The following is an 18,192-nucleotide window of genomic DNA, read 5'->3' on the forward strand; positions in this document are numbered from 1 at the left end:
TCCTCAGAAGGAGATCGCGCCGGTGGCCAGTGCGACCGCGGTCATCACCAGGGTGGTGGCGAAGGCCCACTTGAAGATGAACCGCTGGTGCGCGCCGAGGTCGACGCCGGCCATGCCGACCAGGATGAAGGTGGACGCGGTGAGCGGGCTGAGCGGGAACCCGGTGGTCATCTGCCCGAGCAGCGCCGCCCTGGCCACCTCGGACGGATCGCCGCCGAGCGCGGCGCTGGTTTCGGCGAGCACCGGCAGCACCCCGAAGTAGTAGGCGTCCGGGGTGAACACCAGGCTCAGCGGCATGCCGGTGACCGCGGTCAGCGGCGGCAGCGCCCCGGCCGCCCAGTCCGGGATGATCCCGACCAGCGCGCGGGCCATCGCGTCGATCATGCCGGTGCCCGACAGCACCCCGGTGAACACCCCGGCGGCGAAGATCATCGTGGTCACCAGCACCACGTTGTGCCCGTGCTTCTCGAACAGTTCCTGCTGCTGCGGCCACTTCGGCCGGTTGACCAGCAGCGCCAGCACGAAGGCCACCACGAAGAGGATCTCCAGCTTGGCCAGCTGGGCCAGCAGCGCGGCGACCAGTGCGAGGGTGAGCACCACGTTGAGCCAGAAGCGGACGCGCTCACCCCGCGTGCGTTCGGCGGGGGCATCGACCGCGGTGTCTTCGAGGGTGATCACGCCGAGGCGCTTGCGCTCGGTGCGGCCGATCAGGTACGCCGCGACGAGCACCCACAGCACGCCACCGATCATCGCGGGCAGCAGCGGCAGGAACAGCTCGCCGCTGTCGGCGTCCATCGCCGCCATCGCCCGCGCGGTCGGACCGCCCCACGGCACCATGTTCATCACGCCCGCGCCGAGGCAGACCACCCCGGCCAGGACCAGCGGCCGCATGCCGAGCCTGCGGTAGAGCGGCAGCATCGCCGACACGGTGATCAGGAAGGTGGAGGCGCCGTCGCCGTCGAGCGCGACCAGCAGGGTGAGCACCGCGGTGCCGACGGTGATCTTCAGCGGATCGCCCTTGGCCCAGCGCAGGATCCGGGCCACCGCCGGGTCGAACAGCCCGGCCTCGATCATCAGGCAGAAGTAGAGCACCGCGAAGGTGATCATGATGGCCACCGGGGCGACCGTGGTCAGCCCCTTGCCGATCAGCTCGCCGAGCCGGGGCGCCGCGCCGACCGCGAGCCCGGCCAGGATCGGGATCACCGTCAGCGCCAGCAGCACCGACACCCGGCGTGAGAGCACACCGGCCAGGAAGACCGCGATGGTCAGGAATCCCGCCAGGGCAAGCATGTGGTCCGGCCTTTCACCCGTCGTCGTTGACGCCCCGACTGTGAGCCAAGCCGCATATCGAGGTCAAGCAAGGGTTTCGCATAGACTGATGCACCATGCGCATGGACTTGACCGTTCCGCAGCTGCGTGCCGTGGTCGAAGTGGCCGACGCCGGCGGCTTCACCAGCGCCGCCCAGCGCCTGCACCTGGCGCAGTCCTCGCTGAGCCGGGCGATCGGCGAGGTGGAGCGGCGCGTGGGCGTGGCCCTGTTCGAACGCACCACGCGCCGGCTGGAACTGACCCCGGAGGGAGCCGAGTTCGTCCGGATCGCCCGCGGGGTGCTCGGCTCCTTCGACGCCGGGATGCGGCACTTCGCCGGCTTCCTGGCCGGGACCAGCGGGCACGTGCGGGTGGCCACGCTGCCCTCGCTCGCGGCGATCCTGCTGCCGCCGGTCGTGGCGGCCTACCGGCGGGCGCACCCGTCGGTGGAACTGTCCATCGAGGACGCGTTGTCCGACGAGGTGCTGGACCGGGTCCGGGCCGGGGAGGTCGACCTCGCGGTGACGGTGGTGACCGAACCGCTGCCCGGTCTCGACGTGCGCGAGCTGGCGGCCGACCGGTTCTGCGGCATCTTCCCGCCCGGCCACCCGCCGGTGCGCGACTGGGCTTCGCTGGCGGGGGAGCCGTTCATCGCCTTCGGCACGTCGTCGAGCATCCGCCGCCTGGCCGACCGGGCGCTCGACACCGCGTCCGTGGTCACCGGGCGGCGCATCGAAGCCAGGAACATCGCCGCGGTGGCCGGGCTGGTGGCCGCGGGGCTGGGGGTGTCCGTGGTGCCGGGATTGGTGCTGCCGCTGGTTTCCTTCGCCGGGCTGGAGCACGCGCCGCTGGCCGGGCCCGCGTTGGAACGCACCATCGCGGTGGTGCGCGACCCCGCCCGCCCGCTGGCCCCGGCGGTGCGGGCCTTCGTCGAGTCGCTGTTCACCGACCGGCCCGCGCTGCCGCCGGAATCACTGTGGCTGCCACGGTGATCCGACGTTGATGTCGCGAAGGTGCCGGACTTTTCGCGCGGTGCTTGGTGAACTGTCCGCATGCCCGCGGTTTTCTGCATAACACTGGGAATTTTCTCGCTCGTCACCACGGAGATCCTGCCGATCGGCCTGCTCACCGCGATCGCGCGCGAGTTCGGCGTCACGGACGGCACGGCCGGGCTGACGATGACCCTGCCCGGCCTGCTCGCGGCGATCGCCGCGCCGGTGGTCACCACCGCGACCGGCCGCCTCGACCGGCGGGTGGTGTTGTGCGCTTTGGTGCTGCTGCTGGCTTTCGCCGACTTCCTCGCCGCCGTCGCCCCCGCCTATCCCGTGCTGCTGGCGTCCAGGGTGCTGGTCGGGCTGGCGATCGGCGCGTTCTGGTCGGTGGGCGCCGGGCTGGCGCCCCGGCTGGTCGCGCCGGAGCGCGCGGGCACGGCCAAGGCGGTGATCTTCTCGGCGGTCCCGCTCGGCTCGGTGCTCGGGGTGCCCGCCGGAACGTTGCTCGGCGAGCTGGCGGGCTGGCGCACGGCCTTCACCGTGCTGGGCGTGCTGACCACGGCCCTGTTCCTCGCCATGCTCGCCTGCCTGCCCCCGCTGCCCGCGCACGAGGTGACCAGGGCGGCGGTGCTGGGCGGGCTGCTGCGGCGGGGGAGTGTCCTCACCGGACTGGCGGTGACCTTCCTGATCGTGCTCGCGCACTTCGGCGCCTACACCTACGTGACCCCGTTCCTGCTCGAGGTCACCCGGCTCGACTCCGGCGCGATCACCGTTTTCCTGCTGGTGTACGGGATCGCGGGGATCGCCGGGAACTTCCTCGCCGGATCCACTGTGGACGAACGACCGCGCCGGACGTTCGCCGCGGTCGCTTCGCTCCTCGCCGCCGCCACCGCGCTGCTTCCCGTGCTGGGCGGCACCCCGGCCGGCGCGCTCGCGCTGCTGGCGCTGTGGGGGCTGGCCTACGGCGCGGTACCGGTGTGCTCCCAGACCTGGTTCGCCAAGGCCGCACCGGAGGCGCCCGAGGCCGCGACCGTGTTGTTCACCGCGTCCTTCCAGGCCACCATCGCCGCCGGTGCCTGGCTCGGCGGGCTGGCCGTGGACGCGTTCTCGCCGTCGGTGGTGATGGTGCTCGGCGGGGTGGTGGCCACCGCGGCCGCGCTGTTCGTCCTCCAGCGGCCGGTGAACCGCCCCGGCGTGACGCCGAGGTGACGCTTGAAGTGCCGGTTCAGGTGCGCCTGGTCGTGGAACCCGGCCGCGGCGGCGACCTCGGCGGGCCGCTGCCCGGCCAGCAGGAGCCGTCGCGCCAGGTCCACCCGGCGCCCGGTCAGGTACAGGTGCGGTGGCAGGCCGAACGCCCTGGTGAACGAGCGGACCAGGTGCGTCGGGTGCGCGTGCAGCGCCGCCGCCGCGTCCCGCAGGGTCAGCCCGCCGACGGTGTGCTCGTCGAGCAGGTCGCGCAGGTCACCGGCCAGCCGGGGCACCGGGGCCTGCCGCTCCTCGGCGCGGCGGCGGAGGTGGACGCGCAGCCGCTCGCGGACCAGCGCCAGCCTGCTCTCCGCCTCCAGCTCCTCACCCGGCGTGGCCAGCACCAGGTGCAGCTGGTGGAGGCGGTGCCGCAGCGCCGGATCGGTCAGCGTGGGCTGGTCCACCGCCGCCCCGGCCAGTTCGGCGCCCAGCACCGAATCGTCCACGTAGAGCACGCGCTTGCGGAACCCGCCGTCGGTGGCCGAGCGGCCGTCGTGCGGCACGTGCGGGGGCAGCACGGACACCGACGGCGTGCCGATGCCGTGGTGGTGCAGGTCCAGGTCGAACCGCACCGCGCCGTCGTCCACGATCAGCACGGTCCAGGCGTCGTGCGTGTGCGGTGGGTAGGCGTGGTCGGTGAAGTGCGCGTGGAAGACCTCGGCGACCCCGGGCACGCCCGGTTTCCAGGCCCGGATCATGTCAAGAACATACAAGACCGGGCCGGGGTGCCGGGCGCATGCTGAGGGGGCCAGAGAGCCAGCCCACCCCGAGGAGCACCACCGTGACCGCCGCCCGGTTCGACACGAAGATCGCCGTCCTGCTGCGCAACGACCTGGAGTCGTGGCAGCGGCTCAACGTCACCGCGTTCCTCAGCAGCGCGGTCGCCGGGGCCGACCCCGGCCTGATCGGCGAGCCCTACGCCGACGCCGACGGCACCGAGTACCTGGCCATGTTCCGCCAGCCGGTGCTGGTCTTCACCGGGGACGCCGAACTGCTGACCACCGCGCACGGCCGCGCGCTCTCACGCGGGCTGAAGCTCGCCGTGTTCACCGAGGAGTTGTTCAGCACCGGCAACGACACGGACAACCGGGCCGCGGTCGCCGCCGTGCCCGCGGAGAAGCTGAACCTGGTCGGGATCGCGCTGCACGGGCCGAAGAACGCCGTGGACAAGGTGATCAAGGGCGCGAGCCTGCATCCGTGACCGTTGCCTCGTCGTCGTCCTCGCCGATGGTGGCGGTGAAGTCGGCCACCACCTCGGCGGCGATGGCGCGGACCTTGACGTTGCGGCTCTGCGAGAAGCTGACCAGCTTGTCGAAGGCGGTGTCCGCGTCGCACCGGAACGCCGCCATCACCAGGCCGACCGCCTCGCTGACCGTGCTCCGGGTGTCCAGCGCCTTGCGCAGGTCCTCGGCTTCGCGCGCACCGGCCGCGATCAGCTTCTCCCGCAGCCACGACAGCTCCAGGTTGACCCGCACCCTGGCGATCAGCTCGCCGGGGTGGAACGGCTTGGTGATGTAGTCGTCTGCGCCGTGGCTCAGACCGTCCACAGCGGACTCCGCGCCGGCGCGGGCGGTGAGCAGCATGACCGGCAGCCGGGCGGTGGCCGGATCTTCGCGCAGTTCGCGCAGCAGCGAGAGGCCGTCGCGGCCGGGCAGCATCACGTCGCTGAGCACCAGGTGCGGTTTCCGCTCGGCGATCCGGGCCAGCGCGCCGTCCACGTCGGCCGCCACGTCCACCGCCCAGCCCTGCGTGCCCAGCAGGCGCAGGATGTGCGCGCGCATGTCGGCGTTGTCCTCGACCAGCAGGACGCGGGCCTCGCCGTCGGCGATCTCGGTCTCCTGGGGGCGGAGCCACTGCTCGGCCTCCTCGGCGAACCCGGCGCCGACGCTCGCGGCCACCGTCGGCGGCGCGGGTTCGGCGTCCACCGGCCGCCACGGCACGGAGACGGTGAAGGTGCTCCCCGCCCCCGGCTCGCTGGTCACGGTGACCGTGCCGTCCATCGCCGAGGCCAGGTCGGAGACCAGGGACAGGCCGATGCCCGCGCCCTCAGCGGTCCGCCCGGCGGCGTTTTCGACCCGGTGGAACCGGTCGAAGACGTGGTCCAGCTCGGCCGCCGGGATGCCGGTCCCGGTGTCGGCCACGGTCAGCACCAGCTGCTCGTCCCGCACCGCGAGGCCGAGTTCGATCGAGCCGCGACGGGTGAACTTGAGCGCGTTGGACAGCAGGTTGAGCACGATCCTGGCCCACATCTCCTGGTCCAGCTCGGCCACCGCGCCGGTCCGCTCGCCCAGGTCCACCCGCAGCTCCAGCCCGGCCTGCTCGGCGGCGGAGCCGAACATGGCCACGCATTCGGCGGTCAGCCGCGCCGGGTCGGCGGGTTCCCGGCGCGCCCGCAACCGGCCCGCCTCGGCGGTGGCGACGTCGAGCAGGGTGTCCACCAGCCGCTTCAGCCGCCGGGCCGCGCGGAGCGCCTCGGTCATCGACCGCTGCTGGTCCGGGGGCAGGCCGCCCTCGTCCAGCAGCGCCTCCAGCGGGCCGAGCAGCAGGGTGAGCGGGGTGCGGAACTCGTGGCTGACGTTCTGGAAGAACCGGGTCTTGGCCGCGTCGAGCTCGGCCAGTGCCACGGCGCGGTGGCGTTCGGTCTGGTAGGCCAGCGCGTCGTTCACGATCGCGGTGACCCGCGCGGCGACCAGCTCCAGGAAACCACGGTAGGACTCGTCGAACTCGCGGTACGGGCTGATCCCGACGACCAGCTCGCCGACCGGCTCCGGCAGGCCGGTCGCGATCAGCGGGTACTCGACGAGCCGGACGGCTTCGCCCGATTCGAGCCGGAACTCGGGTGCTTCGCCGGTGCCGTCACCGCGCAGGGAGATCGCCACCACCGGCAGGTCGGCCGGGTTGTCGCTGAGAATGCGGATCGCCGCCGCGGCGGGCGCCGTGGTTTCGGCGTCGGTCAGGTCGATGGTGCCGAGCCGCCGCAGGATCTCCATCCGCCGCTCGGCCAGCACCGCCACGGTGACGTCGGTGGTGGCGACGAAAACCCCGGCCACCGAGCCGTCCTCGGCGTAGACCGGGCTGTAGGAGAAGGTCCAGTACGTCTCTTCGAGATAACCGTGGCGGCGCAGGAAAAGTTGCTGCTTCTCGGTGTAGGTGGCGCCGCCGCCGTCGAGCACGCCCTGGGCGAGCGGGCCGAGCTGGTCCCAGACCTCGGCCCAGCACTCGGCGCCGGGCTGCCCGATCGCGGCGGGGTACTTGTCGCCGAGCACCGGGGTGTAGGCGTCGTTGAAGATCTGCACCAGTTCCGGGCCCCACCACAGGAGCATCGGGATGTTCGAGGGCAGCACCGTGCGGATCGCGCCGCGCAGCTCGACCGGCCAGTCCTCGACCGGGCCCAGCGGGGTGGCCGCCCAGTCGGTGCCGCGCAGACGAGCACGGGTTTCCCCCGGGCCGGCGAAGAGCTGGTCCGCCGACGGTCTGTCGCTCATCGTTCGTAGCCTCCCGGGCTGCCGGTGCGCGGGCGCGCGAAGGAAACCCGGCTGGCTGCTCAACCGGCGGAACCAGCATACCGGGGGTGATCACCCGGGGTGACGACTACCCGGCGGTCAGGAAGTCCAGCACCAGCGGGCTCGCGACCTCGCGGAACTCCTCGAAGTAGGCGTGCCGGGCGCCGGGGATCAGGTGCAGTTCCGCGCCGGGGATCCGCTCCGCGAGCAGGGGAGCGTTGGCCGCCGGGTTGAACACGTCGTCGGTGCCGTGCACGACGAGCGTGGGCGCGGTGATGCCGGGCAGCGCGTCCCAGCTGTTGTGCTGGGCGCTGGCCAGCAGGTGCGCGCGGCGCGCGTGCGGCGGCATGTCCCGGTCACCCAGCGTGCGGTACGGGCCGGGGTGCGTGGCGAGCCACTCCGGCGTGTACATGAGTTCGAGCAAAGCCCGCCGGGCCGCGGCGGCGTCGCGCTGGCCGAGCGCGCGCTTGACCTCGCGGTCGCGTTCGAGGCCGTGCGGCAGCCCGGGGGAGGTGCAGCCGAGCACCAGCCCGCCCACCCGGCCGGGGTGGTCCGCGGCCAGCCACTGCGCCACCCGGCCGCCCATCGAGGTGCCGTACACGTCGGCGCTGGCCACCCCGAGGTGGTCCAGGATGGCCACCACGTCGTTCGCGAACCCCCTGGTGCTGTAGGAGTCGTCGTCCGGCTTGCCGCTGCGGCCGAGCCCGCGGTGGTCGTAGGTCACGGTGCGGAAGTACGGGTCGAAGTCCGGGCGGGCGCTGTCCCACCAGTGGTGGTTGTTCGCCTGCCCGGCCAGCAGCACCAGCACCCGTTCGCCGTCGCCGTGCACCTCGTAGTACAGCTCGACGCCGTCCGGCGCGTGCGCGATGGGCATGCCGATGATCTTAGGCGGCGCTCACTCCAGGAACCGGAGCACCCAGGTGCGCTGCCACGGCGTTTCGACCGCGCGCGGCTGGTAGTGCTCGCGCGTCCAGGCGATCGACTCGGCCGCGGGCACACCGGCCAGCTGGGCCAGGCAGGCCACCACGGTGCCGGTCCGGCCGACCCCGCCACCGCAGGCGACCTCCACGCGCCGGCCGTCCTTGGCCAGGGCGTGCAGGGCGCGGATGCGGGCGATCGCCGCGCGGCGGTCCAGCGGCAGCAGGAAGTCCGGCCAGCTGATCCACTCCCGCGGCCAGGTCACGTGCCCGCCGTGGCGCCGGCGCAGCATCCGCGTGCCCAGGTACAGGCCGTGGTCGGGGGCGTCGCCCTCGGGCGCGCCGCGGCGCAGGCCCCGGCCGCGCACCCAGGTCCCGTCGGGCAGTTCGATGGCGCCGGTCAGCTGGATCGTGCTCATCCCGCCATCGTGCCAGTGCGCGGGGCCGCCGGGACGGCCCCGCGCCCGGTGTTCACTCCTGGCAGATCTTGTTGCGGTTGACGCAGTTGACCAGTCGCCACATGATGCGCTGCGACATCACGTTCGCGAAGTCGTCGTGGTCGCTGAGCGGGTTGTGCTCCTCCTCCGGGAAGGAGTCGACCGCGTACTGCCCGGCCACCTGCACCGCCCGCGGCACGTTGTAGGTCAGCGTGATCCGCAGCTGCGGCACCGCGCGGAAACCACGGGCGCAACGGCCGTTCTGATCCGGGAAGACGATGTGGTCGCGGTGGTTGGCCGAGTCGATGTTCTTCCCGTCCCAGCAGCTCGGGAAGTCGTGCAGCCGCACCACCTTGCTGCCCTCGGGGCAGATCGGGTACTTGTTCATCAGCACCCGGTCCTCGAACCCGCTGCAGGTCCACGAATCACGCGCGTTCTTCGGGCCGTTCGTGGTCACCTTGGCGTCGCCGTAGAGGATCCGCAGGAACCGCGGCATCGCGGTGACCCGGGTGACCGGGCTGCCGCGGAAGGTCAGGTCGACCTTCTCCGGGCGCTGGATCTCGCCCTCGTTGCCCTCGAGTTCGTTGTTGTCGTTCTCCTCGGGCTGCGGCTGCTTCGCCTCCTGTTCGGTGCCTTCGGCCTGGGCGTTGTCGCTGTTCTCGTCACCGTTGGCCACGCCGGGGTTGTTCTGGTCCTTGACCCCGCACGGCGCCAGTTCCGCCAGGTTCTGGGGCTTGTCGGCTTCGGCGTCGATCGCGTTCGCCATCCGGTCGATCGCCGCCGCCCGCTCGCCCTTCAGCGGTTCGAGCACTGCCGCCGGGTCCTCACCGCCCTGCACCTTCTGCTCGGCCGCGTCGAGCTGGCCGTCGAGGTTGCCGAGTTCGGTTTCGACCGCCGCCTGGGCGGGTTCGGGGATTTCGTCGGGGAGCTGGCTGGCCACGTCGGGGCAGTCGACCCGCGGTTCGGCCTTGGCCTGCTGGTCGGCCGCCTGCGCTTGTTTCCGCTGCGCTTTCTGTTCTTCCGCGGGCGGATTTTCCGCCGGCTCCGCTTCTTCGGTGTTGATCCGCAGCACCGGCCAGAAATAGGTGGATTTGTCACCGTTCTTGCACGTGGTGCCCGCGCGCGCCAGGCTGCGGTTGTTCGAATCGGCGTTGGTGGACAGGTTGCCCACGTAGTCGTGCAGGTGCTGGGCGCCGTTGCGGACACCGGGCTGGGCGATGAAGTTGTCCGGGTTGAAGTGCCCGTTCTCGTTCCGTCCACAGTCGACCGTGAACGTACCTTTGCTGGCTTTCCGCTGCGGCGTGGGCTTCTTCACGTTCGGCGCCACCGTGAGGATGTCGACGAACAGCGACTTGTCGGCGCCGTCCGCGCTCGCCGGTGCGGGGTCACCGGCGGTCGCGTTGACCACGACCGCACCGACCGCGAGCACCAGCCCGATCGCGCCGGTGGTCAGTTTCGTGCGTCTGGAAATGCGATGTCTGCCCATGTCGTACCTCATCTGGGTCAAAACTGCGTCGGGGCGGGAACCGCGTCGCCGGAATTGTTTTCGGCAGGGGAAGACGCGGCTTCGAACGCTTATTACGGTCGCTCGCCCCGGTTGTTCAGCTCGCGGATGAGGTTGCGCCGTCCGGCGCAGTCGTGCTGGTGCTAACGGCCCATCGTGAAGAACTCGGCGTTCGGGCGCAACGCGGTCAGGTGCGCGAGCCGGTTCGACATGGCGAAGAGCGCGGTGATGGCGCCGACGTCCCAGATCTCGTCCTCGGTCAGCCCGGCGGCACGCGCGGCCGCCAGCTCGGTCTCGCCGAAGCGCGCCGAATCGCGGGCGAGCGCGAGCGCCAGGTCGACGATCGCGCGGCCGCGCTCGTCCAGCTCGACCTGCCACGGGTTGCTGGACACGCGGTCGGCCAGCTCGGGGTCCTTCGCGCGGATGCGCAGGATCGCGCCGTGCGCCACCACGCAGTAGGTGCAGTGGTTCGCGCCGGAGGTGGCGACCACAACGAGTTCGCGCTCGGCCTTGCTCAGCCCGTCGGAGCGGTCCATCAGCGCGTCGTGGTAGTCGAGGAACGCCCGCAGCTCGGCCGGGCGGTGGCCCAGCGCGCGGAAGATGTTCGGCACGAACCCGGACTTCCCGGCGATCACGCCGATGCGTTCGCGCAGGTCCTCGGGCAGTTCGTCGAGTTCGACCACGGGGAACCGGCTCACGTCATCGCTCATGGCTCCCACTCTAGGAGGTCCAGGATCACCGCCGCGGTCCAGCTGAAGTCGTGCGCGCCGTGGCCGGTGCGGGTCAGCGGGTCGACGTACTCGCGGAACCCGACGTCGTCGGCGGCGGCGAGCAGGGCCGCGCGCACGGTCCCGGCGAGTTCGCGCGCGCCGTGCAGCCGGAGCCCGCGCCAGAGCAGCCAGCCGATGTTGAACCAGGCCGGGCCGCGCCAGTACCGGCCGGCCTCGAACAGCGCGTCGGTCAGGTCGAAGCTGGCGGGCAGGCCCAGCTCGCCGAGCCGGAACCGGGGGCCCAGCGTGGTCTTCACCAGCGCGTCGGCCACCGGCAGGCCGGGGACCACCAGCGGTACCAGCCCGGCCACGCTGCCCGTGCGCAGCAGGCGTCCACTGTGGACGTCGCGGGCGTGGAAGCAGCCGTCGCCCTCGTCGAACAGGACGTCCACCAGCGCGTCGGTCAGCCGGGTCAGTTCGGCCAGGTGCGGGGCCGGATCCCGGCCCAGTTCGACGGCGATCTCGGCGAGGGCGTGTTCGGACGCGGCCAGCAGGGCGTTGGTCAGCGGGTCCTCCACGGCGAACGCGTGCCCGGCCGGATCGTCGGAGTACCCGTGCTCGCGGTAGGTCCGCGCCAGCCGGACGTACCGGCCGTAGTCCAGTTCGGTCGGCCGTTCCCCGGGGGCGGCGTGGTCCAGGTCGCGCCTGCGGAACCCGCCGGCGGGCGCGACCCGGGCCAGCGGCTCGTCCCACGCCGGGCTGTTGTCCATTCCGGACTCCCACGGGTGCACCACGGACACCAGCCCGTGCCCGCCGAAGTCGCGGCGGCCGGTCAGGTACCGGTGCCAGGCCACCAGCTTCGGGTACAGCCGCGGCAGGAAACCGCGTTCCCTGGCGGAATCCCTGGCCGCGCGGAAGGTCTCCCACGCGGCCAGCGCGTGCACCGGCGGCTGGACCAGTCCCGAGGTCGCCGGGAAGCCGGGGCCGGTCACCGCGGCCGAGCACCAGAACCCGGGGCCGGGGAAGTAGGCCTCGGCCGGGGTCGCGGCGTCGAACACGATGTGCGGCACCCGCCCGTCCGGCCACTGCGCGCCGAACAACGATTCCAGCTCCCGCTGCGCCCGCCGGGGCGAGAGGTGCCGCAGCCCGAGCGCGATGAACGCGGAGTCCCAGCTCCACTGGTGCGGGTACAGCCCGCCCGAGGGCACGGTCGACTGCCCGTGCCAGTTGTCCAGCAGCACGCGGCTCGCCCGCGCGCGCAGGCCGAGGCTCATGAGGCCCGCCGCAGGAACGACGGCACCGAGCGCAGCGCCTCGGCCGGTTCGCCGCGCAGGCGGCACTCCAGGGTCAGGTAACCCGGGTAGCCGATCGCGGCCAGCGCGCCGAGCACCCCCGGCCAGTCGACGTGCCCGGTACCCGGCTGGGCCCGGTTCGACTCGCTGACGTGGACGTGCCCGAGGTGGTCCCCGGCCCTGGTCAGCGCGGTGACGGGGTCGTCCTCCTCGATGTTCATGTGGTAGGTGTCCGCGGCGATCCGGATCGAGTCCAGCCCGGTCTCGTCGATCAGCTCGGCGGCCTGCGCGAGCCGGTTGACCAGGTGGTCCTCGTAGCGGTTGAGCGGTTCGAGGTAGAGGTGGACGCCCTCGGTGGCGGCGTGCTCGCCCAGTTCGGTGAGCCCGGCGAGCAGCACCTCGCGGTCTTCGGCCTCCCCTCGCGGCGGCTCGAACGGCGGCAGGCGGCGCGAGAACATGCCGTACGACGCCGGGGTCATCACGCCCTGCCCGCCGAGTTCGGCGACCACGGACAGCTGGGACTTCAGCTGCGCGATGGCGTCGGCCCGCAGTTCCGGGTCGAAGGCGCCGAAGAAGTGGGACATCTCCACGCAGACGGTCGGCATGACCACGCCGGACGCCGCCGCGCGCCGCAGTTCGGGCAGGCGGTCGAGCAGCGCGTAGTCACCGCGGCCCCGCAGTTCGATCGCGTGGTAGCCGGCTTCCTGGGCGAACTCCCACTTCCGCTCCAGTGTCGCTCCTGGCAGCAACTGTTCCTGACAGCCGAATCGGGGCACGGGGTCACTCCTGGTCGAAGTCGAGCACGATCTGCAGCGCGTCACCGGGACCGGTGTCGAGCAGCCGGTAGGCCTCGGCCACCCGGGACGGCGGGAGCCGGTGGGTCACCAGCGAAACCGGGTCCAGCGCGCCCTCGGCGCACAACCGCAGGAAGGTCCGGTTGAGCCGCGCCTGGTCCCACCGCCCGGACAGCCGCGCGCTCACCCCGCCGATCTGCGAGCTGACCAGTTCGACGCGGTTGTGGTGGAACTCCTCGCCGAGCCGCAGCCCGCAGCCCTCGTCCTGGTAGAACCCGGCGGCGACCACGCGCCCGCCCGCGGTGACCGTGCGGATCGCCTCGTGCAGCGCCAGATACGACCCGCTCAGCTCGATCGCCACGTCCGCGCCCGCGCCGCCGGTGTGCTCGCGCACGCGCTCCGCGACCCCCGGGGGATCGAGGGCTCGCGCGGCACCGGCCTCGAGCGCCCGCGCGCGCCGGGCCGCGAGCCCGTCCACCGCGACCACCTCGGCGCCGCTCCGCCGGGCCATCTGCGTGGCCAGCAGGCCGATCACGCCCTGGCCGAAGATCGTCACGACCTCGCCGAGGTGCAGGTCCGCGCTCAGGACGGCGTTGAGCGCGACCGCGCCGACCCTGGCGAACGACGCGGCGAGCGGATCGAGACCGTCCGGCACCCGCCGCAGCTTCTCCGCGGGCACCACGGCTTCGCTGCGATGTCCCCAGATGCCCCAGACCTGGTCGCCCGCCCGGAATCCGGTGCCTTCCGCGGCTTCGGCCACCTCGCCCGCCTCGGAGTAACCCCAGCCGACGACCGGGTAGCTCAGCCCCGGGGTGCCGGCGTTCTCGGTGAACAGCCGGAGGTCCGCGTTCCAGGTGCGGGTCAGGTACGGGTTCGTGCCGCGGTAGGCGGTCAACTCGGTGCCCGCCGAGATGCCGGAGAACCGGGTGCGCACCCGGACTTCGCCGTCGCCGAGCGGATCGGGCGGGCACTCGGCCAGTTCGACCTGCCGCGGCCCGGTGAACCGGACAACGCGCACAGCGCCTCCTCTCGCGCAGTTACGGCCGGAACTATACCGACTTATGTCTTGCGATCAATCATAAGGTCTGTTTCGATGTGCCTCCTGCGGCCAGAAGTGGAGGCACGGGATGCGACGGAGCTTCCGGGCGGTGGCGCTCCTGCTCAGCGCGGTGCTGGGCGGGACGCTGCTCACGGGGTGCGGGACGGCACCGGGGCGGAGTCCGGCGCTGGTGGTGTGGAGCCTGGAGAACCTGACCGACCGGGTCCGGGCGACCGAGCGGATCACCGCGCGGTTCACCGAGGCCACCGGCATCCCGGTCGAGCTGGTGGCGGTCGACGAGAACCAGTTCAGCCAGCTGGTGATGTCCTCGGCGGCGGCGGGCAAGATGCCGGACGTGATCGGCGCGCTGCCGCTGACCGCGACCTGGCAGCTGGCCGGCAACGAACTGCTCGACACCGCCGCCAGCCAGGAGATCGTGCGCGCGCTCGGCCCGGGCACCTTCTCCCGCCGCGCGCTCGAACTCACCAGCGACGACGGGGGCCAGCTCGCCGTGCCGTCGGACGGCTGGGCGCAGATCCTGGTCTACCGCAAGGACCTCTTCGCCGCCGCCGGGCTCGCCCCGCCGGACACCTACGACCGGATCACCGAAGCCGCGCGGCGGCTGAACCAGGGTGACCGGGCCGGGATCTCGATGGCGACCTCGGCCAACGACGCGGCCACCGGGCAGGCGTTCGAAGGCCTGGCCGTCGGCAACGGCTGTCAGCTCGTCGGCGCGGACGGTGGCATCGCGCTCGACAGCGGGCCGTGCCGCCGGACCTTCGGCTTCGTCGGCGACGTGGCCGGGAACTACTCACCGCCGGGCACCCAGGACATCGACAGCACGCGTGCCACCTACTTCGCCGGCCGGTCCGCGATGATCGTCTGGTCCTCGTTCCTGCTCGACGAACTCGGCGGCCTGCGTGACGACGCGCTGCCCGCGTGCCCGGAATGCGCCGCCGATCCGGGCTTCCTGGCGCGCAACAGCGGGGTGGTCAGCGCGATCGGCGGCCCGGACGCGACCGAGCCCGCGCAGTACGGCGAACTGACCTCGTGGACGGTCCAGGTGGGCGCGAAACGCGAGGAGGCCAAGAAGTTCGTCGAGTTCATGATGGGGGAGCAGGCCTACCCGGAGTGGCTGGCGATGGCGCCCGAGGGCAAGATCCCGGCGCGGCGCGGGACCGCGGCCGAGCCGGAGAAGTTCGCCGAGGCGTGGGAACGGTTCCCGGCCGGGGTGGACACCAAGCGCCCGCTCGCCGAGATCTACCCGCCGGAGACCATCGCCGCGCTGCGGGAGAGCCCGGAGCGCTTCTCCCGCTGGGGTTTCGAGGAGGGACAGGGCTTGCTGGTCGGGGCCACCGCCGGGGAGATGCCGGTACCGAAGGCGGTCGACGCGATGCTCGGCGGCAGTCCGCCGGACGAGGCCGCCGAGGAAGCCGCGGACGAGATCCGCTCGATCCAGACCTCGCTGGAGTGACCGCGGTGAGGGCGAAGGGAACGTTGCGACAGCAGGAAAATCGCGCGGGGTTGGCGATGATCTCGCCGACCCTGCTGGTGGTGCTGGCGGTGGTCGTGCTGCCGATGGTGTGGACGCTGGTGCTGGCGTTCCAGCGGATCCGGCTGATCAACGTCCGCGAGACCGGCCTGTTCGAGCGGTACACGGTGCAGAACTTCGTCACCGTGTTCGGTTCGCCCGGGTTCTGGAGTTCGGTGGCCACCACGCTGGTCTACGCGATCGGCGGCACGCTGCTGTCGCTGGTGCTCGGCATGGCCGCCGCGCTGGCACTGCGGAAACCGTTCCGCGGCCGGGGTTTCCTGCGCGGGGCGATGCTGCTGCCGTACGTGGCGCCGGTGGTCGCGGTGGCCTTCGTCTGGGAGGTGATGCTCAGCCCGCAGTACGGCGTGGTCAACGAGTGGGGCGCCCGGCTCTTCGGCTGGGACCGCCCGATCGCCTTCCTCACCCAGCGCGAGGCGACGGTTTCCGTGCTGGGCCTGGACATCGATGTCCCGGTCGCGCTGCTCACGGTGATCGTCTTCGAGGGCTGGCGGTACTTTCCGTTCGCCTTCCTGTTCCTGCTCGCGCGGTTGCAGGCGATCCCCGGTGAACTGGAGGAGGCGGCCAGGGTGGACGGCGCCACGCCGAGCCAGCGGTTCCGGCACATCGTGCTGCCGCAGCTGGCCGGGGTGATCGCGCTGCTGGCGATGCTGCGGTTCGTCATGAACTTCACCAAGTTCGACGACGTCTACCTGCTCACCGGTGGGGGCGCGGGCACCGACGTGGCCAGCGTGCGGGTCTACGACTTCATCACCGCGCGGTTCGACGTCGGTGCCGCCTCGGCGCAGGCGCTCGCGCTGGCCGCGGTGCTGCTGGTCTTCCTCGCGGTGTACCTGATGTTCTTCGCCCCGAAACCGGAGGACAAGGCGTGAACCGGGATGTCTTCGAGACCAGGCTGTTCCGCGTGCTGCGGTGGGTGGTGCTCGCCGGGCTGGCGCTGGCCACGCTGTTCCCCTTCTACTACATGGTCGTGCTCTCGATCCGCCCGATCGAGGACCTGCTGCGCGATCCCGGTGCGCTGTGGGTGAGCGTGTCGCAGTGGACCACCTCGACCTACGAGGAGGTGCTGGCCTCGGAGGACTCCGGCGGGCAGGGCATGCTCGGGCTGCTGGTGAACTCCGCGCTGGTCTCGCTCGGCACGGTGGTGCTGACCCTGCTGGTGTCGATCCCGGGTTCCTACGCGGTGAGCAGGCTGCGCTTCTTCGGGCACCGGCAGATCCACTTCCTGTTCCTGGCGGTGTACCTGTTCCCGGCGATCCTGCTGGCCGTGCCGTTGTTCGTGTTGTTCACCAAGCTCGGCCTGCGTGATTCGCTGGTGGGGCTGACCGTGGTGTACGTGGCGCAGACCATCCCGGTGTCGATCTACATGCTGCGCAACTACCTGAGCACCATCCCGGAGAGCGTCGAGGAGGCCGCCGCGATCGACGGCTGCACGCGGGGCCAGGTGCTGCGGCGGGTCACCGTGCCGCTGGCCGCTCCGGCGATCATGGCCAACGCACTGTACGTTTTCATGATCGCGTGGAACGAGTTCCTGTTCGCCCTGCTGTTCCTGGTGGCCGACCGGGAGAAGTGGACGGTCTCGCTCGGCCTGGCGCAGCTCGCCGGCGGCATCGAGGTGCCCAAGACCGTGCTGATGGCCGGGTCGGTGGTGCTGACCATCCCGATCGTACTGCTGTTCTACGCGGCGGAACGGATGCTGACCGAAGGGCTCACCAGCGGTGCTGACAAGGGATGACCGCTCGTCCGCGGGCCACCTGCTGTGGCTGGTGCGCACCGGGCGGGCGACCACGCGCGCCGAGCTGCAGGAGCACACCGGGCTCGCGCGGTCGACGGTGGGCCAGCGGCTCGACGCGCTGCGCGCGGCCGGATTCCTGCGCACCGGCGGGGTGGCCGGGTCGACCGGTGGGCGGCCGCCGCTGAAGCTGGAGTTCAACGACCGGCACGGCGTGGTGCTCGCCGCCGACCTGGGTGCCACGCACGCCCGGCTCGGCGTGTTCGACCTGGCCGGCACGTCGCTGGCCGAATCGCTGACGCCGCTGCGGATCGCCGACGGCCCGGAGCCGGTGCTGGCCTGGGTGGAGGAGGAACTGGACGCCCTGCTGGCACGAGCCGGGCTCGACCGGCCCGAAGTGCGGGGCATCGGGGTGGGCGTGCCGGGGCCGGTCGAGTTCGAGTCGGGCACCGTGCGGGAGCCGCCGATCATGCCCGGCTGGGACGGTTTCCCCGTCTCCCGGCACCTCGGCCGCCGCTTCGGCGTGCCGGTGGTGGTGGACAACGACGCGAACGCGATGGCGTTCGGCGAGCACATGGGCCGGGCGCCGGACTGCCCGTCGCTGGTGCTGGTGAAGGTGGCCACCGGGATCGGCGCCGGGCTGGTGCTCGGCGGCAGGCTGTACCGCGGCATCGACGGCGGGGCGGGCGACCTCGGGCACATCCGGGTGGACGCCTCGTCGACCGCCCGGTGCATGTGCGGGGCACAGGGCTGCCTGGCCGCGCTCGCCAGCGGCGCGGCACTCGCCGAACGGCTGCGCGCGGCGGGCGTGCCCGCGTCGTCCAGCCGGGAGTTCGTCGAGCAGGTGGCGGCCGGATCGCCCGAGGCCGCCGCGCTGGCGCGGGAAGCCGGTCAGCTGGTGGGGGAGGTGCTGAGCACGGTGGTGTGCCTGGTCAACCCGCAGGTGCTGGTGCTGGCGGGCGACCTCGCCGAGACGCAGTTCGTCACCGGGGTGCGCGAGGTGCTGTACCAGCGCGCGCTGCCGAGGGCCACGCGGAACCTGAAGGTGGTGACCAGCGATCTCGGCGACCGGGCCGGGGTGCTGGGCCTGCGCGCGATGGTGGTGGAGTCGGTGTACTCGCCCGAAGCGGTGGACCGCGCGCTCGGGTCTTGATCACTTGCGCGGTG

General features: G+C 72.1%; 16 protein-coding genes and 1 pseudogene. 7 read left to right on the forward strand and 10 right to left on the reverse strand.

Annotated elements, in window-relative coordinates; genetic code table 11:
- Positions 1–3 precede the first annotated feature (3 nt).
- Positions 4–1,290, reverse strand: coding sequence for a CitMHS family transporter (locus JYK18_RS30155; RefSeq protein WP_206806822.1), 1,287 nt, complete (start codon positions 1,288–1,290; stop codon positions 4–6).
- A gap of 95 nt (positions 1,291–1,385) precedes the next feature.
- Here JYK18_RS30155 and JYK18_RS30160 point away from each other — a divergent pair, with 95 nt between their 5' ends.
- Both JYK18_RS30160 and JYK18_RS30165 read left to right on the forward strand, forming a co-directional pair.
- The gene (locus tag JYK18_RS30160; protein WP_206806823.1) at positions 1,386–2,300 is read left to right on the forward strand and encodes a LysR family transcriptional regulator; all 915 of its coding nucleotides are present in this window, start codon (positions 1,386–1,388) and stop codon (positions 2,298–2,300) included.
- 60 nt (positions 2,301–2,360) lie between these two features.
- Entirely contained in the window at positions 2,361–3,509 is a 1,149-nt protein-coding gene (locus JYK18_RS30165) for an MFS transporter (protein WP_206806824.1), read from the forward strand.
- On the opposite strand, the pseudogene JYK18_RS30170 reads toward JYK18_RS30165, so the two are convergent.
- A pseudogene (locus tag JYK18_RS30170) lies at positions 3,482–4,243 on the reverse strand (AraC family transcriptional regulator); the annotation flags it as partial. The gene JYK18_RS30165 and the pseudogene JYK18_RS30170 overlap by 28 nt on opposite strands.
- Positions 4,244–4,326: 83 nt before the next feature.
- Here JYK18_RS30170 and JYK18_RS30175 point away from each other — a divergent pair.
- Complete coding sequence (locus JYK18_RS30175) at positions 4,327–4,746, forward strand: DUF2000 domain-containing protein (protein WP_307796125.1); 420 nt, start codon at positions 4,327–4,329, stop codon at positions 4,744–4,746.
- Here the strand turns inward: JYK18_RS30175 and JYK18_RS30180 are convergent.
- From JYK18_RS30180 to JYK18_RS47665, 8 genes are all read right to left on the reverse strand, one after another.
- The gene (locus JYK18_RS30180) at positions 4,721–7,030 is read right to left on the reverse strand and encodes a response regulator (RefSeq protein ID WP_206806826.1); all 2,310 of its coding nucleotides are present in this window, start codon (positions 7,028–7,030) and stop codon (positions 4,721–4,723) included. The two genes, JYK18_RS30175 and JYK18_RS30180, sit on opposite strands and share 26 nt — an antisense overlap.
- A gap of 106 nt (positions 7,031–7,136) precedes the next feature.
- Positions 7,137–7,922, reverse strand: a complete 786-nt coding sequence (locus tag JYK18_RS30185; protein WP_206806827.1) for an alpha/beta fold hydrolase — start codon at positions 7,920–7,922, stop codon at positions 7,137–7,139.
- Positions 7,923–7,943: 21 nt separating this feature from the next.
- The gene (locus JYK18_RS30190; protein WP_206806828.1) at positions 7,944–8,384 is read right to left on the reverse strand and encodes a protein-tyrosine phosphatase family protein; all 441 of its coding nucleotides are present in this window, start codon (positions 8,382–8,384) and stop codon (positions 7,944–7,946) included.
- 52 nt (positions 8,385–8,436) lie between these two features.
- Complete coding sequence (locus tag JYK18_RS30195; RefSeq protein ID WP_206806829.1) at positions 8,437–9,900, reverse strand: DUF1996 domain-containing protein; 1,464 nt, start codon at positions 9,898–9,900, stop codon at positions 8,437–8,439.
- Between the two features lie 149 nt (positions 9,901–10,049).
- Entirely contained in the window at positions 10,050–10,616 is a 567-nt protein-coding gene (locus JYK18_RS30200) for a peroxidase-related enzyme (protein WP_206806830.1), read from the reverse strand.
- Positions 10,613–11,890, reverse strand: a complete 1,278-nt coding sequence (locus tag JYK18_RS30205) for a hypothetical protein (protein ID WP_206806831.1) — start codon at positions 11,888–11,890, stop codon at positions 10,613–10,615. The genes JYK18_RS30200 and JYK18_RS30205 overlap by 4 nt, the downstream gene beginning before the upstream one ends.
- Entirely contained in the window at positions 11,887–12,684 is a 798-nt protein-coding gene (locus JYK18_RS30210; protein ID WP_206806832.1) for a sugar phosphate isomerase/epimerase, read from the reverse strand. The genes JYK18_RS30205 and JYK18_RS30210 overlap by 4 nt, the downstream gene beginning before the upstream one ends.
- A 4-nt stretch (positions 12,685–12,688) precedes the next feature.
- The gene (locus JYK18_RS47665) at positions 12,689–13,720 is read right to left on the reverse strand and encodes a zinc-binding dehydrogenase (protein WP_206806833.1); all 1,032 of its coding nucleotides are present in this window, start codon (positions 13,718–13,720) and stop codon (positions 12,689–12,691) included.
- A 109-nt stretch (positions 13,721–13,829) separates the two neighbouring features.
- Between JYK18_RS47665 and JYK18_RS30220 the strand changes: the two genes are divergently transcribed.
- The 4 genes from JYK18_RS30220 to JYK18_RS30235 are packed head-to-tail and all read left to right on the forward strand — an operon-like array spanning position 13,830 to position 18,178.
- Positions 13,830–15,215 (forward strand): ABC transporter substrate-binding protein, encoded by a 1,386-nt coding sequence (locus tag JYK18_RS30220; protein ID WP_206806834.1) that lies wholly within the window; start codon positions 13,830–13,832, stop codon positions 15,213–15,215.
- A gap of 56 nt (positions 15,216–15,271) precedes the next feature.
- Positions 15,272–16,165, forward strand: a complete 894-nt coding sequence (locus JYK18_RS30225) for a carbohydrate ABC transporter permease (protein WP_206806835.1) — start codon at positions 15,272–15,274, stop codon at positions 16,163–16,165.
- Positions 16,162–17,028 (forward strand): carbohydrate ABC transporter permease, encoded by an 867-nt coding sequence (locus JYK18_RS30230; protein ID WP_206806836.1) that lies wholly within the window; start codon positions 16,162–16,164, stop codon positions 17,026–17,028. Before JYK18_RS30225 ends, JYK18_RS30230 begins: the two co-directional genes overlap by 4 nt.
- The gene (locus JYK18_RS30235; protein ID WP_307796126.1) at positions 17,012–18,178 is read left to right on the forward strand and encodes an ROK family protein; all 1,167 of its coding nucleotides are present in this window, start codon (positions 17,012–17,014) and stop codon (positions 18,176–18,178) included. The genes JYK18_RS30230 and JYK18_RS30235 overlap by 17 nt, the downstream gene beginning before the upstream one ends.
- The last annotated feature ends 14 nt before the right edge of the window (positions 18,179–18,192 follow it).

This window comes from Amycolatopsis sp. 195334CR, from assembly GCF_017309385.1.
Classification (GTDB): domain Bacteria; phylum Actinomycetota; class Actinomycetes; order Mycobacteriales; family Pseudonocardiaceae; genus Amycolatopsis.

Bases quoted from the DNA above. Each gene is read 5' to 3' on its own strand.
- JYK18_RS30165 (WP_206806824.1), top strand. From the start codon at position 2,361: ATGCCCGCGGTTTTCTGCATAACACTGGGAATTTTCTCGCTCGTCACC.
- JYK18_RS30225 (WP_206806835.1), top strand. From the start codon at position 15,272: ATGATCTCGCCGACCCTGCTGGTGGTGCTGGCGGTGGTCGTGCTGCCG.
- JYK18_RS30205 (WP_206806831.1), bottom strand. From the start codon at position 11,890: ATGAGCCTCGGCCTGCGCGCGCGGGCGAGCCGCGTGCTGCTGGACAAC.
- JYK18_RS30200 (WP_206806830.1), bottom strand. From the start codon at position 10,616: ATGAGCGATGACGTGAGCCGGTTCCCCGTGGTCGAACTCGACGAACTG.
- JYK18_RS30220 (WP_206806834.1), top strand. From the start codon at position 13,830: ATGCGACGGAGCTTCCGGGCGGTGGCGCTCCTGCTCAGCGCGGTGCTG.
- JYK18_RS30160 (WP_206806823.1), top strand. From the start codon at position 1,386: ATGCGCATGGACTTGACCGTTCCGCAGCTGCGTGCCGTGGTCGAAGTG.
- JYK18_RS30155 (WP_206806822.1), bottom strand. From the start codon at position 1,290: ATGCTTGCCCTGGCGGGATTCCTGACCATCGCGGTCTTCCTGGCCGGT.
- JYK18_RS30190 (WP_206806828.1), bottom strand. From the start codon at position 8,384: ATGAGCACGATCCAGCTGACCGGCGCCATCGAACTGCCCGACGGGACC.
- JYK18_RS30195 (WP_206806829.1), bottom strand. From the start codon at position 9,900: ATGAGGTACGACATGGGCAGACATCGCATTTCCAGACGCACGAAACTG.
- JYK18_RS30180 (WP_206806826.1), bottom strand. From the start codon at position 7,030: ATGAGCGACAGACCGTCGGCGGACCAGCTCTTCGCCGGCCCGGGGGAA.
- JYK18_RS30185 (WP_206806827.1), bottom strand. From the start codon at position 7,922: ATGCCCATCGCGCACGCGCCGGACGGCGTCGAGCTGTACTACGAGGTG.